13 protein-coding genes and 1 tRNA gene are annotated in these 13,803 nt (G+C 67.1%); 5 read left to right on the top strand and 9 right to left on the bottom strand.

What is annotated here, in order from left to right:
- Positions 1 to 43 precede the first annotated feature (43 nt).
- The 5 genes from dgcA to I4484_RS20305 all read right to left on the bottom strand — a co-directional run bounded on the left by dgcA (position 44) and on the right by I4484_RS20305 (position 5,239).
- The gene (gene dgcA, locus I4484_RS20285) at positions 44 to 2,116 is read right to left on the bottom strand and encodes a dimethylglycine demethylation protein DgcA (RefSeq protein ID WP_197448953.1); all 2,073 of its coding nucleotides are present in this window, start codon (positions 2,114 to 2,116) and stop codon (positions 44 to 46) included.
- 10 nt (positions 2,117 to 2,126) lie between these two features.
- Entirely contained in the window at positions 2,127 to 2,672 is a 546-nt protein-coding gene (locus I4484_RS20290; RefSeq protein ID WP_197448954.1) for a 4-vinyl reductase, read from the bottom strand.
- A 187-nt stretch (positions 2,673 to 2,859) separates the two neighbouring features.
- Positions 2,860 to 3,837 carry a dipeptidase gene (locus I4484_RS20295; RefSeq protein WP_197448955.1) on the bottom strand — a complete coding sequence of 326 codons (978 nt, stop codon included), beginning with the start codon at positions 3,835 to 3,837 and terminating at the stop codon, positions 2,860 to 2,862.
- Entirely contained in the window at positions 3,834 to 4,004 is a 171-nt protein-coding gene (locus tag I4484_RS20300) for a hypothetical protein (protein ID WP_197448956.1), read from the bottom strand. Before I4484_RS20300 ends, I4484_RS20295 begins: the two co-directional genes overlap by 4 nt.
- A gap of 83 nt (positions 4,005 to 4,087) precedes the next feature.
- Positions 4,088 to 5,239 carry a GlxA family transcriptional regulator gene (locus I4484_RS20305; protein ID WP_197451134.1) on the bottom strand — a complete coding sequence of 384 codons (1,152 nt, stop codon included), beginning with the start codon at positions 5,237 to 5,239 and terminating at the stop codon, positions 4,088 to 4,090.
- A gap of 348 nt (positions 5,240 to 5,587) precedes the next feature.
- Here I4484_RS20305 and I4484_RS20310 point away from each other — a divergent pair, with 348 nt between their 5' ends.
- The 5 genes from I4484_RS20310 to I4484_RS20330 all read left to right on the top strand — a co-directional run bounded on the left by I4484_RS20310 (position 5,588) and on the right by I4484_RS20330 (position 10,277).
- On the top strand, positions 5,588 to 6,517 hold the full coding sequence (locus I4484_RS20310; RefSeq protein ID WP_197448957.1) for a LysR family transcriptional regulator: 930 nt from the start codon (positions 5,588 to 5,590) through the stop codon (positions 6,515 to 6,517).
- A 133-nt stretch (positions 6,518 to 6,650) separates the two neighbouring features.
- Complete coding sequence (gene dctP, locus I4484_RS20315; RefSeq protein WP_197448958.1) at positions 6,651 to 7,688, top strand: TRAP transporter substrate-binding protein DctP; 1,038 nt, start codon at positions 6,651 to 6,653, stop codon at positions 7,686 to 7,688.
- Positions 7,689 to 7,748: 60 nt separating this feature from the next.
- A complete protein-coding gene (locus I4484_RS20320) occupies positions 7,749 to 8,240 on the top strand; it encodes a TRAP transporter small permease (RefSeq protein WP_197448959.1) in 492 nt (163 codons plus the stop codon).
- On the top strand, positions 8,237 to 9,514 hold the full coding sequence (locus tag I4484_RS20325) for a TRAP transporter large permease (protein WP_197448960.1): 1,278 nt from the start codon (positions 8,237 to 8,239) through the stop codon (positions 9,512 to 9,514). The genes I4484_RS20320 and I4484_RS20325 overlap by 4 nt, the downstream gene beginning before the upstream one ends.
- A 4-nt stretch (positions 9,515 to 9,518) precedes the next feature.
- Positions 9,519 to 10,277: a M15 family metallopeptidase gene (locus tag I4484_RS20330; RefSeq protein WP_197448961.1), complete on the top strand. Its 759-nt coding sequence runs from the start codon at positions 9,519 to 9,521 to the stop codon at positions 10,275 to 10,277.
- Between the two features lie 48 nt (positions 10,278 to 10,325).
- On the opposite strand, the gene I4484_RS20335 is transcribed toward I4484_RS20330, so the two are convergent.
- The 4 genes from I4484_RS20335 to lhgO form a co-directional block, all read right to left on the bottom strand.
- Positions 10,326 to 10,402: transfer RNA gene (locus tag I4484_RS20335), tRNA-Arg, on the bottom strand.
- A 123-nt stretch (positions 10,403 to 10,525) separates the two neighbouring features.
- Positions 10,526 to 11,647, bottom strand: a complete 1,122-nt coding sequence (locus I4484_RS20340) for a hypothetical protein (protein WP_197448962.1) — start codon at positions 11,645 to 11,647, stop codon at positions 10,526 to 10,528.
- Positions 11,644 to 12,471, bottom strand: coding sequence for a hypothetical protein (locus tag I4484_RS20345; protein WP_197448963.1), 828 nt, complete (start codon positions 12,469 to 12,471; stop codon positions 11,644 to 11,646). The genes I4484_RS20340 and I4484_RS20345 overlap by 4 nt, the downstream gene beginning before the upstream one ends.
- A 46-nt stretch (positions 12,472 to 12,517) precedes the next feature.
- Positions 12,518 to 13,717 (bottom strand): L-2-hydroxyglutarate oxidase, encoded by a 1,200-nt coding sequence (gene lhgO, locus I4484_RS20350; protein WP_197448964.1) that lies wholly within the window; start codon positions 13,715 to 13,717, stop codon positions 12,518 to 12,520.
- Between the last annotated feature and the right edge of the window lie 86 nt (positions 13,718 to 13,803).

Below are 13,803 nucleotides of genomic sequence, written 5' to 3' on the forward strand. Positions count from 1 at the left end.
GACGAGCCGAACTTCAACAACGCCTGGCCGAGCGCAATAGCTTTCAGAGGTCCTTGCACAGCCGCAGGGCGTCATAGATGGCCGCATGCGTATTGCGCGGCGCCGTGCAGTCGCCCAGGCGGAACAGCAGGTAGCCGTCACCCTCCTCGGCGAGGCAGGGCTGCGCCTTGGCCGCGTAGAGCGCCTCGAGATCCACCTGGCCGCGGTTACGCGAGCGCTCCTTGAGCGCGTAGTAGAGCGCCTCGTCCGGGCGTACGCCGTTCTCCACCACCACCTGGTCGACCACCCGCTCCTCCAGGGCGCCGGTGTACTCGTTCTCGAGCACCGCCACCAGGCTGCCGCCCTCGCGGTAGACCTTGTGCAGCATCAGGTCGGAGGTCATGATCACCTCCTTCTCGTAGAGGCTGCGGTAATAGGTCGGGAAGGTCGTCCCGCCCACCGCCGCGCCCGGCTTGATGTCGTCGGTGACGATCTCGACCTTGGCGCCCTTGTCGGCCAGATAGTCCGCCGCCGAGACGCCCGAGAACTCGCAGATGGCGTCGTAGATCAGCACGTTCTTGCCTGGCTCAACCTTGCCCGAGAGCACGTCCCAGGTGCTCACCACCAGGCTCTCCTCGGGGTTCTCCGAGTAGCCCCACTCGGGGAACTGGCTGAGGAAGGGCTGGCCGCCGGTGGCGAGAATCACGACGTCGGGACGCAGGTCCTCGAGGGTCGCCTCGTCGGCGCGGGTGCCGAGGCGCAGGTCGACGTTCAGGCGCGCCAGCTCCAGCTGGTACCAGCGGGTGATGCCGGCGATCTGGTCGCGCTGCGGCGCCTGGGCGGCGATGGTGATCTGGCCGCCGAGCTGCTCCGCGGCCTCGAACAGGGTGACGTCATGGCCACGCTCGGCGGCGACGCGGGCCGCCTCCATGCCGCCGGGGCCGCCACCGACCACCACCACCTTGCGCTTGGGCCCCTCGGACTTCTCGATGATGTGCGGCAGGCCCATGTACTCACGGGAGGTCGCGGCGTTCTGGATGCACAGCACGTCGAGGCCCTGGTACTGGCGGTCGATGCAATAGTTGGCGCCCACGCACTGCTTGATCTGGTCGACCTGGCCCATCTTGATCTTGGCGATCAGGTGCGGGTCGGCGATGTGCGCACGGGTCATGCCCACCAGGTCGACGTAGCCTCCCTCGAGGATACGCTGGGCCTGGTTGGGATCCTTGATGTTCTGGGCGTGGATCACCGGCACGCTGACCACTTCCTTGATGCCCGCCGCCAGGTGCAGGAACGGCTCCGGCGGGTAGGACATGTTGGGAATCACGTTGGCCAGGGTGTTGTGCGTGTCGCAACCGGAACCGATCACGCCGAAGAAGTCGACCTGGCCGGTGGCATCGTAGTAAGCCGCGATCTGCTTCATGTCCTCGTGGGTCAGGCCGTCGGGATGGAATTCGTCGCCACAGATGCGCATGCCGACGACGAAGTCGTCGCCGACCTCGGCGCGTACTGCCTTGAGTACCTCCATGCCGAAGCGCATGCGGTTCTCGAAGCTGCCGCCCCACTGGTCGGTGCGCTTGTTGACCCGCGGGCTCCAGAACTGGTCGATCAGGTGCTGGTGCACGGCGGAGAGCTCGACGCCGTCGAGGCCCCCCTCCTTGGCCCGCCGCGCCGCCTGGGCGAAATCGCCGACGATGCGCCAGATCTCCTCCTCCTCGATGGTCTTGCAGGTGGAGCGATGCACCGGCTCGCGAATGCCCGAGGGCGACACCAGGGTCGGCCAGTCGAAGCCGTCCCAGCGCGAGCGCCGCCCCATGTGGGTGATCTGGATCATGATCTTGCCGCCGTGCTTGTGCACGGCATCGGCGAGATTCTGGAAGTGCGGAATGATCCGATCGGTGGAGAGATTGACCGAGCTCCACCAGCCCTGGGGGCTGTCGATGGAAACGACGGAGGAGCCGCCGCAGATGCACAGGCCGCAGCCGCCCTTGGCCTTCTCCTCGTAGTACCTGACGTAACGCTCGGTGGTCATGCCGCCGTCGGTGGCATGCACCTCGGCATGGGCGGTGCTGACCACGCGGTTGCGGATGGTCAGCTTGCCGATCTGGATCGGCTCGAAGATCGCGTCGAATGCCATGGAAACCTCCTCAACCCCGGGCGTCGGGCAACGGCTTGACGATGAAGATACCCACGTCGCAGCCGGGTTCGGCGGCGCTCTGGGTCTGCTCGGCGACGGTGCGCAGGGCACTGCCGCGGGCGGCGAGGATCTGGTCCATGGCGCCGGCGAACCAGCCGGTGAACATGTACTCCTCCTTGTGCCCCGTCTTGCCGAGCTGATAGACGAAGGCGCTGTGCTCCAGGCGTACCCGGGCGGTGCCGGCATCGAGATCGATCTCTTCGGTCACGAACTTGCCCCAGCCGCGCTGGGAGAGGCGCAGCATGTAGTGCTCGAACACCTCGACGCCTGCCAGGCCGTGCAGTTCGGCCTCCTTCTCGCACCAGTGCCAGGCGCTCTTGTAGCCGGCGCGGTAGAGAATCTCGGCATACTTATCCACACCCAGCGCCTCGGCGACGGCGGTGTGGTTGTTGATAAAGAAGTGCCGCGGCACGTAGAGCATCGGCAGGGCGTCGGTGGTCCACACGCCGGTTTCGCTATCCACTTCGATGGGCAGTTCAGGGGCCATCTTGGTCACGGTCTTAATTCCTCGAAAATCGTTGTTCTTGGCGCTGGTGATTTGGCTCACGAATGAGTCCGGGCCGTCATGAGCGCAGCGAGAACAAGGCGCGAAGTCGAGAGAAAGCGGAGTGGACTGTTGTCCATGAGCATTTCGAACGACTTCGCAACGCAGTAATCGCAAGCGCAATAGGCCCGAAGGCCGGTTAAGAACCCCAAACGTCTTTCAAGATTCGCACCCAGTTCTCGCCCATGATCTTGCGTGTCTGAGTCTCGCTGAACCCACGGCGCAGCAGCGCCTCGGTCAGGTTGGGGAACTCGCCGATGGTGCGGATGCCCTCGGGATTGATGATCTTGCCGAAGCTGGTCAGGCGACGGGCGTAGCCCTTGTCGTGGGTCAGCCACTCGAAGAAGTCCTTGCCGTGGCCCTGGGTGAAATCGGTGCCGATGCCGATGGCGTCCTCACCGACAATGTTCATCACGTACTCGATGGCCTCGACGTAGTCGTCGACGGTGGCGTCGACGCCGGCACGCAGGAAGGGGGTGAACATGGTCACGCCGACGAAGCCGCCGTGCTCGGCGATGAAGCGCAGCTCCTCGTCGGACTTGTTGCGCGGATGCTCCTTGAGGCCGGACGGCAGGCAGTGGGAGTAGCAGACCGGCTTCTTCGACTCGAGGATCACCTCCTCGGAGGTCTTGGAACCGACATGGGAGAGGTCGCACATGATGCCGACGCGGTTCATTTCGGCGACGATCTCGCGACCGAAGCCGGACAGGCCGCCGTCGCGCTCGTAGCAGCCGGTCCCCACCAGGTTCTGGGTGTTGTAGCACATCTGCACGATGCCGACGCCGAGCTGCTTGAAGACCTCGACGTAGCCGATCTGGTCCTCGAAGGCGTGGGCGTTCTGGAACCCGTAGATGATGCCGGTCTTGCCCTCCTCCTTGGCCCGGGTGATGTCGGCGGTGGTGCGCACCGGACGCACCAGGTCGCTGCACTCGGCCATCAGCTGGTTCGACTTGACGATGTTGTCGACGGTGGCCTGGAAGCCCTCCCACACCGAGACGGTGCAGTTGGCAGCGGTGAGGCCACCGCGGCGCATGTCCTCGAACAGCTCGCGGTTCCACTTGGCGATGATCAGGCCGTCGATGACGATGGCATCGTCGTGCAGGTCTTGGGGCGTCATGGGGCGTGCTCCGGATCAGGGTTGACTGATGGCAGCATAGCGCCGGCCAGGCACGCCTCGACTTCTGGAAGCGACGGCGAGAATTCCAAAAACGTCATCTCTGTCGTGACTGCGACGAGCGGCACAGTCTCACCGGTGGCGACACGGGAAAGCGCAAGCACGAACATGCTTCTTCCGCTGGTGCGGAAGAGGGCGACATCACGGGAAAGAGAAGCAGCGACTCGCGGCGCATGGCCGCGAGTCGTGGGCATCAATGGTCCAGGCGTACGCTGGCGTAGGTCGGCTCACCGCGAGCGTTGTCGAGCGCCATCAGCGCCGCCGAGATCGGCTGCTCCGCCACGGGCTGGAAGGCGACCGGCTGCAGCAGCAGGCTGTCCGACGGCTGCTCGGCCAGCACCGGCGGCCGCAGCGGGCTCATGCCCAGGCGCTCCTCTCGCGGCGGCAGGCCGAAGAACTCGCGATAGCACTTGGAGAAGTGCGGCGTGGAGACGAAGCCGCAGGCCGAGGCGACCTCGATGATCGACATCGAGGTCTGCTTGAGCAGCTGGCGCGCCCGGGTCAGGCGCAGCTTGAGGTAGTAGCGCGACGGCGAGCAGTTGAGGTACTTCTGGAACAGCCGCTCGAGCTGCCGGCGCGAGACGTCGACGTAGGTAGCCAGTTCCTCGAGCGCGATGGGCTCCTCCAGGTTGGCCTCCATCAGCGCGACGATCTCGAGCAGCTTGGGCTGGGTGGTACCGAGCACGTGCTTGAGCGGTATCCGCTGATGGTCGTGCTCGCCGCGCATACGTTCGCAGATGAACATCTCGGAGATGCCCGCCGAAAGTTCGCGACCGTGCTCGCGACCGATCAGGGTCAGCATCATGTCCAGCGGCGCGGTGCCGCCGGAGGCGGTGGCCCGGTCGCGATCGATGGAGAACAGCCGGGTGGTGAGCACGGCGCGGGGGAACGACTCGCGCATCGCCGCCAGACACTCCCAGTGCACGCTGGTCTCGTAGCCGTCCAGCAGCCCCGCCTTGGCCAGCGCCCAGCTGCCGGTGCAGATGCCGCCCAGCCGCCGCGACAGGCGCGCCTGGGACTGCAGCCAGGAGACGTGCTCGCGCTGCACGGCCCGCGCCGGCCCCACGCCGCCACAGACGATGACCATGTCCAGCGCCAGCGGCATGCTGATGGCGCCGTCGGGCGTGACCCGCAGCCCGTCGCTGGCCGAGATCGGGCCGCCGTCGATGCTCAGCGTGAACCAGCGATACAGTTCGCGCCCGGCCAGCTGATTGGCCATGCGCAGCGGTTCGATGGCCGAGGCCAGCGAGAACAGGGTGAAATTGTCCAGCAGCAGGAAACCCAGCGTCTGGGGCGCCGGCTCCTTGCTCGGGGCGTGGGAAGCGGATGAAGCCTGGGAAGACATGGCCATAGTCATACTCCGATGCCGCGTGTCGTTATGGTTGTCGGCATGTTTACCCGTCAGGGTGCTGTGTCAGGGTCATGAGTCGGGGATCGGGTCAGCGGATCGGTGCCTCGAGGTGTCGCGATCAGGCAAGCCCGACCTTCAAGATAATCCAAGATGTCGCTCTCGGATACGTTAAAAATCGGTCATACGCAAGAAGGCCGCCAGGCAGGCGGCCTTTCGGTGTCGCATGTGAACGCAGCACACGTCGCTTTTGGGCAAATCGCGATGCCGCCCCCTGCCATTGCGTAGCGCTAGCCTTCCGGGCTCATCGGGTATCATGTCGTCACCATCCCGACCGGAGCCTACATGCTCAATCAGCGTGCCCTTGCCTATCTCAACGAAGTGATCCGCCAAGGCTCGCTGCGCCGCGCCGCCGCCAGGCTCGACGTGGATGCCTCGGCGATCAGCCGTCAGCTCAGGGCGCTGGAGGAAGACCTCGGCATCAAGCTGTGCGAGCGGCACGGCGGCGGCATGCGCCCCACCGAGGCGGGACGCCTGCTGGTCCGCCACTTCCACTCCCAGCGCGCCGCCGAGGAGGCCGTGCTGTCGCAGCTGATGGCGATCCAGGGACTGGCCCGCGGCGAGGTACGCATCGCCGTGGGCGAGGGCTTCATCGCCGACCTGATCGCTGCGCCGCTGGGCGCGTTCATGTCCGCCTTCGCCGGCATCAACGTAGAGATCCGCATGGCGGGGGTCAACGAGGCGATGTCGCTGCTCAAGGACATGGAGGTCGACCTGGCGCTGCTCTACGCACCGCCGGTCGACCCGTTGATTCGCTGCCACGTGGAGACCCGCCAGCCGCTGGACCTGATCGTGCCACCGAGGCATTGCCTGGCCGAACTGGCACGGCCGGTACGGCTGCGTGACCTGCAGGGCGCGCCCCTGGCACTGATGGACAATCCCTTCGGCATGCGCCAGATGGTCAACATGGTAGCCCACCAGGAGCGAGTGCACCTCGACGCCCGCCTGCATACCAACTCCGTGGCGGTACTGAAAAACTTCGTGCGCTCCGGCATCGGCGTGACCTTCATGCCCGAGCTGACCGTGAGCGACGAGATCCAGCGCGGCGAGATCCTCGCCCTGCCCATGGCCTACCCGGTCATGAACGGCGCCCGTGCACAGATCGTCAGCCTGGAGGGGCGCGAGCTCACCATGGCGGCCAGAGCCTGCGTCGCGCATCTACGCCAAGGCATGCGCTTCTTCCGAGGCGACGCCCCCAGACTGGGCGAGTCGTAGCAAGCGTTGCTGCAAGAGCAACGCTTGCGGTCTTGCATAGTCAACGCATCAATTTCTAGTCTGCTAATGGAATGCCGTGCCAGGCGCACGACATCGGCCCTTTGCCGTCAACAACAACACAAGGAGAACCCTCATGACCCGCGACCTGCCCTCCGTGCTGAAGGGACTCGCCGTTGCCGGCCTGCTGGCCGGCGCCCTGGCGGCCGGCACCGCTCAGGCGGCCACCACCATCAACCTGAGCTACAACGGCGCCCCCGACCCGGACAAGAACGCCGTGCATGTCTTTGCCACCAACCTCAAGGAACTGGTCGAGGAGAAGACGGGCGGCGAACTTCAACTCGAGCTTTATCCCAACAGCATGCTCGGCGAGGAAGAGGATCGCATGGAGCAGACCATGAACACGCCGAGCCTCAACGTGGCCTCGTTCGCCGGCGTGTCACCCCTGGTCGAGGAGATCTTCGTCAGCGCCATTCCGTTCCTGTTCGAGGACTTCGAGGCGGCACGCAGCTTCTTCGACGAAGGCGAGTACTGGAACGAGATCGAGAGCACCCTGCACGAACGTGCCGGCATCGAGATGCTCGCCGTGGTGGAAGAGGGCGGCTTCCTCGCCTTCACCAACAACAAGAAGCCGATCACCCACCCCGACGACTTCGAGGGCCTGCGCTTCCGCGCCATGGACCCGAGCCAGGTGGCGCTCTATGAGTCCTTCGGCGCCTCGGGCACACCGATTCCCTGGACCGAGGTCTACATGGCCCTGCGTACCGGGGTCGCCGATGGGCAGATGAACCCCCCGATGTACATCATCCTCGGCAGCCTCTACGAGGTGCAGGATTATCTCACCCTGGCCAACATCCAGTACTCCAACCAGTTCCTGGTCGGCAACGCCGAGATGATCGAGGGCTGGGACGAGGCCACCCGCGAGGCCTTCCTCGACGCCGTGGCCGAGGCCAACCGCAACGCCCGTGAGCACAACGAGGCGAAGGTGGAAGAGCGCATCGCCTTCCTCGAGGAGCAGGGCATGGAAGTGATCCGCCCTTCCGAGGATGACATCGCCGCCTTCCGCGAGGTGGGCCAGCCGGCCTATCTGGAATGGCTGCGCGAGCGCGGCATCGACCAGCGCTGGATCGATCTGGCGCTGGAGGATGCCGGCATGACCGAGCTGCTCGACTGAACCCACCCCGCAATGTCGCGAGGGCCACCCGGCCCTCGCCCGTGACGGCCGGAGTTTTCCATGCCTTCGCTTCGCCAACGGGTGCTGGCCGTGAGCCGGACACTCATCCTGACGCTTGCGGCCACGCTGCTGCTGATCAACCTGGCGGCCATCCTCTACGGCGTCTTCATGCGCTACCTGGCCGGCGGGGCCCCGATCTGGACCGATGAACTGGCACGCTTCCTGATCATCGCCACCGTGATGCTCGCCGCCGGTGCCGTGTGGATCGAGGGAGGCCATATGCGCGTGGCGCTGATCGAGCGGCTGCTGCCGCGCGGCCTGGCGCGGGTGCTCAACCTCTACCAGTGGTTACTCACTCTGGTTCTGGCCCTGGGCGGCGCCTGGTTCAGCTACCGCTACGCCCTGTCGGTGGGCATGTTCACCACCTCCGGGCTCGGCATCAGTCGCACGATACCGCTGATGTCGCTGCCGCTGGGCTTCGCCCTGCTCGCCTGGCACGCGCTGTGGTACGGCCCGGCACCGCTGCCGACGATCACCGAGGAGGTCGCATGATCCTCACCATGCTGGCGGTGTTCCTCGCCCATGTGCTGCTCGGCCTGCCGCTGTTCCTTGCCCTGCTCGTTACCGCCGTGGTCGGCTTCCTGTTCGTCGACCCTGCGATGATCGCGCGCATGCTGCCGCAGCAGTTCTTCGGCGGTATCAATGTCTTTTCGCTGATGGCCATTCCGCTGTTCATCCTGGCCGGCAACCTGATGAACGCCAGCGGGCTGACCGAGCGCCTGATGGGCCTGGCGCGCCTGCTGGTCGGCCACCTGCGCGGCGGCCTGGGCCATGTCAACGTGGTCTCCAGCGTGTTCTTCGCCGGGGTCAACGGCTCCGCCGTGGCCGACACCTCGGCGCTGGGTTCGCTGCTGGTACCGGCCATGCAGAAGGAGGGCTACTCGCGCGCCTTCGCCGCCGGCCTCACCGCCGGCAGCTCGCTGATCGGGCCGATCATCCCGCCCAGCATCTTCATGATCCTCTACGCCTCGCTGACCAACACCTCGGTGGGCGACCTGTTCCTCGCCGGCGTGATCCCGGGGCTGCTGCTGGGGGTCGCCTTCATGGGCATGAACGCCTGGCATGCCTGGCGCCACGGGCTGCCCAAGCGCGGCGGCTTGCCGCGCCTCGGCGAACTCGGGCTCGCCGCGCTGGCCGCACTGCCGGCACTGATCGCTCCGTTCATTATCGTCGCGGGGATCGTGCTCGGCTTCGTCACGCCGACCGAATCCGGCGCGCTGACGGCACTCTACGTGGCGCTCTGCGGCATCCTGCTCGGCGGCCTGCGTCTCGGCGACTTCTGGCGCGCCCTGCTGGACACGGCCCGCCTCACCTCGGCGATCTTCCTGATCATGGCGGCCTCGGCCACCATCAGTTGGCTGCTCTCCTACGCCCAGGTGCCGGCCCAGTTCGTCTCGCTGCTCGCTCCGTACATCGACAATGCCGTGCTGATCCTGCTGCTGCTCAGTGCCATCACCTTCGTCACCGGCATGTTCATGGAGGAGGTGTCGGCGCTGATGCTGCTCACGCCGATCTTCGCCCCGGTGGCGATGATGGCGGGCATCGACCCGGTGCACCTGGGCATCGTCATCACGCTCAACATCACCATCGCCCTGATCACGCCGCCCATGGGCGCCTGCGTGTTCGTCGCCGCCGCCGTCAGCCGCATCGAGATCGTCGCGCTGTTCCGCACCATCTGGCCCTTCGTGCTGACGGCCATCGGCGTGCTGCTCCTGCTGATTCTCTTTCCGCAGCTGACACTCTGGCTGCCCGCTGCCATTGGATAGACCCATGCCCCGTCATACCCTGCCTGATTCCGAGGCCGTACCCAGCCAGCCGTTTCCCGGCTGGGAGTCGGTCAGCCGCCTGCCGATTCGCGACAACGGCGAACGCCTGGTGCCGATGAGCCTGGCGCCGCCACCGATCAAGGTGTTTCCCGCCTATGCCCGGCTGGGCATTCCCGGGGCCGTGCCGGAGTGCTTCGTACGCGAGGGAGTCTACCGGGCGCTGCTGGCGGCAGCTCGGGCGCTACCCGAGGGCTTTGGCCTGGCGGTACTGGACGGCTGGCGCCCTTGGCGGGTCCAGCAGTACCTGTTCGATACGCTGCACGAGGCGATCCACCTGCGCCATCCCGAACTCGGCGAGGAGGAGCTGCTGGAGCGCACCCGCGAATTCGTCTCGCTGCCGAGCCGCGACCCGGCAGCGCCGAGCCCGCATCTGACCGGCGGCGCCGTGGACGTCACCCTGTGCGATTCCGACGGCCTGCCGCTGGACATGGGCACGCTGTTCGACGAGGCGCTGCCCGCCTCGCACAGCGACCATTTCGAGCGCCTGGAGACGCTGAGCCCGGCGCAGCGCGGCGCCCGCGACAACCGCCGCCTGCTGTACCGGGTAATGACCGGGCAGGGCTTCACCAACCTGCCGAGCGAATGGTGGCACTACGACCTCGGCGACCAGCTGTGGGCGCACTACGGCGGCCACGCCGAAGCCCGCTACGGTCCCGCCGAACTCGACACCATCGAGAACCGCTGGCGCCGGCAGCTGAGCTGAGCGCCAACGAAAGAAGCCCCACGGCAGAACCGTGGGGCTTCGAATTCGTGGCGCGCCCGGCAGGATTTGAACCTGCGACCTTTGGCTTCGGAGGCCAACACTCTATCCAACTGAGCTACGGGCGCTTATGCAAGGTGGCGCTGGAAGCCTTGTCGACTCCGCACGCCGGCAGCGCGTTGCGCTGCGAGAAGCGGCCAACATCGTAACCGCCGGGGCCAAAACTGTCCAGCCTGGTGGTTTCCATCGAGTCAGCGACCGGGAACGAGGATACGGTACTCCTGCGGCACCCCCGCGCCCGCCTCGACATCGTGGGCCGCCTGCGTCAGGTAGCGTTCGAGCGCCTCGGCGCGGCGGGCGGCATCGGCTTCGAGCGCACGGCGCACTTCGACCCGGGTACGCGCCACCTCGCCGGCCAGCTCGGCTTCCATGGCGTCGCGAAAGCGAAGCTCTTCGGCCTTGAGCAGGGTGTACTCGGTGCCGACGAAGCCGGCCAGGGCCACCGCCGTGGCGGTGGCGCCGGCCAGCAGCGCCGCGGGGCCGGTCGGGGAGGCGGCCGCCGCGGCCGTCGCTCCGCTGCCGAGCGAACGCGTTGCATGGCCGCCAAGGCGCGCCACGACCCGAGCGGCCATGGCTCGCGAGCCCTGCATGGCGGTACCCGCCACCAGTCGCTGGGCCAGCGTCCGACCGACAGCGACGCCAAAGGCGCCACCGGCGGCCGCCGTCCCCCAGCGCATCTCGTCCAAGCGGTGCCGGAAGGCTTGTCGCAGCGCCAGGTCGAGATCGACCTCGCGTATCTCCCGCGACGAGGTGGCGACCGCCTGGCGCTCTCCGTAGCGTGCATGAAGGGTCAGGGCGACTTCGCGCTCCAGCCGTCGCTGGGCCAGTTCGAGACGCGTGGCGTAATCGGTCTCGAGCTCTACCAGCGCGGCCTCGAACCCGCTGCGCTCGATCAGTCTCTCGGCCAGCTGTGCCTCCAGCCAGGCATCGAGTTCACCCGTCAGCGCCATGGCCAGGCGCAGATAGCTGCCCTGCAGCGAGAAGTGCCAGTCGAGGTATTCCGGCACCGCGGCCTCGAGCGGCACGAAGGCGGCGTTCATGTGCACCTCGAGCCAGGGGCGCATCTCGTCGCGCAGCCGCAGGTCGAGGCCGGAAGCGAGTTGATCCAGTTCCCGCCCCAGGTCGGCATGGGTCTCGGCATCGAGGAGCAGGGTCTCGCCATCGACCACGACGCGGAACAGCGGTGCCTCGCTGCGCGCCTGCATCAGGTGGTAGGCCGGGACGAGGCCCAGCATCAGCAGCGCGGCCAGCAGCAGGCCCAGGACCCAGGCTGCTGCCGGCAGGCGCCGAACGGTCTCGAGGCGTGTCGTCATGCGGATTCCTCCCGTCCGCTCTCGGGTCGCCGCGTCAGCCGGCTGCGCAGGGCGTCGGCACCCACCAGCAGCCTGACGAATGCCCAGGCGAACGCGCTCTGCGTCAGCAACAGCAGCAGCCAGCCGACCAGCGCCAGGCCTTCGCCGATCCCGCTGCGGGTCACGGCATTCTGCATGGCCCAGTACTGGGTCAACTCCAGGGCCTGGGCGAGACGCTCGAAGAAGCCGAGCAGCGTGCCGCCCGCCGCGGTGGAGACGTGCCGCACCAGGGCCTCTTCCCAGGCTAGCCCGATCAGGTAGGGTTGTGGCAGCCAGAGCGCCAGCAACGTCAGCAGCAGCGCCAGCAGGACAGCGACGGGCCAGACCAGCAGGCGACGGACCAACGCGGGCGCATAGGCGGCGACCACGTGGCGTGCCGCACGCCGATGCAGGAAGGTCTGCAACGCGCCCTGCATCAGCGCCGCCATCACCAGTACCGCCCAGGTGGCCGACGGCAGCAGGCGGAGCTGCACCAGCAGCAGCAGCGCCAGCAGCAGGCCGAGCAGCTGGTGGCGCAGTACCATGAGCGGCCCGCCCCGCAGCCGGCGGTGCCAGGGCGACGACGCCAGCAGGTACTGGCCCAGCCAGGCACGCCGGCGCAGGCGCGCGGCCTCGAAGCTGCCGGCGAAGATCAGCTGGCCGGCAACCGCCCAGGCAGGCAGCAGCAGCACGTTGGCCGTTCCCGGCTGCAGCCGGGCCCATGTCAGCAGCCCGGCCACCGTCAGCACGAGATACCCTTGCCGATACAGAGTGTGGCGCCAGGCAGCGAGATGCCGCTCGCTCATGGTTCCCTCGTGCGCTTGAGGTGGAGCAAGTGCCAGGGGCCGCGGTTCACGACGCCTGGATCATCTCGCCGACCTTCTCCAGGATGTGGCGTCCGATGGGCAGCGCCGAGGTGGCCGCCGGCGACGGGGCGTTGCAGACGTTGACCGTACGCCGGGTGTTGACGAACAAGAAGTCGTCGATCAACCGGCCGTCGCGGGAGACGGCCTGGGCGCGCACGCCGGCGGGCCACGGCTCGAGGTCGTCCAGCGTCAGGCTGGGGCAGTACTTGCGCACCTCCTCCAGGTAGCCGCGCCGCCACAGCGAGTTCTTCATCTCGTGCAGGCCCGGCTGCAGGTTGCGCCCCAGCACCTTGAGGATACCCGGGTTGCTGAACATGCGCGCCATGTCGAGCAGCGAGACGTCGCCCTTGCGATACCCCTCGCGCTTGAACGCCAGCACCGCATTGGGTCCCACGGTCACCGAGCCATCGATCATGCGCGTGAGGTGTACCCCGAGGAAGGGCATGGAGGGATCGGGAATGGGATAGATGAGGTGGCTGACGATGTCGCTGAGGCGGTCGGGCAGGCGATAGTACTCACCGCGGAACGGGCAGATGGTGAAGCCGGGGTTGCGCCCCAGCAGGCGCACGATGCGATCGGCCATCAGCCCGGCGCAGGTCACCAGGTAGCGACTGGTGAACTCCCCTCGCGAGGTGCCGACGATCACCTCCCCGGTACGCTCGGCGATCGCGGTGACCTCGTGGTCGTAGCGGATCTGCCCGCCACGGCGCTGGAATTCGTCGGCCATGGCCTCGGCCACCCGGGCATAGCTGACGATACCGCTGGAAGGCACGAAGATGGCGCCGAGCCCGGTGATGTGGGGTTCGCGCTCCTTCAGCGCCTCGCCCGAGAGCCACTCCCGCTCCAGCCCGTTGGCGGCGGTGCGCTCCCACAGCGCCCCCATGCGCTGCATCTCCTGCTCGTTGGTGGCCACCAGCAGCTTGCCGCAGATCTCGAAGGGAATCGCATGGCGTTCGCAGAACTCCCGGGTGGCGCGGTTGCCCTCGAGGCAGAAGCGCGCCTTGAGGCTGCCCGGCGTGTAGTAGACGCCGGCATGGATCACGCCGCTGTTGTGGCCGCTCTGGTGCCGTGCGGGGCCGCTCTCCTTCTCCAGCAGCAGCATTTTCTTGTCGGGATAGCGCTCGCTGAGCTGCATCGCCGTGGAGAGGCCGAGAATGCCGCCACCGAGAATGATGAAATCGTACACGCAGGCCTCGCGTCGCCAGTGGAACACACCGAAGGGTCGCTATCACGATACTCGCCGGCCGCGGCGCTGACCAGCCATCCCGGAGC

Origin of the sequence: Halomonas sp. SS10-MC5 (assembly GCF_015992245.1) — a bacterium.
GTDB classification, from domain to species: domain Bacteria; phylum Pseudomonadota; class Gammaproteobacteria; order Pseudomonadales; family Halomonadaceae; genus Halomonas; species Halomonas sulfidoxydans.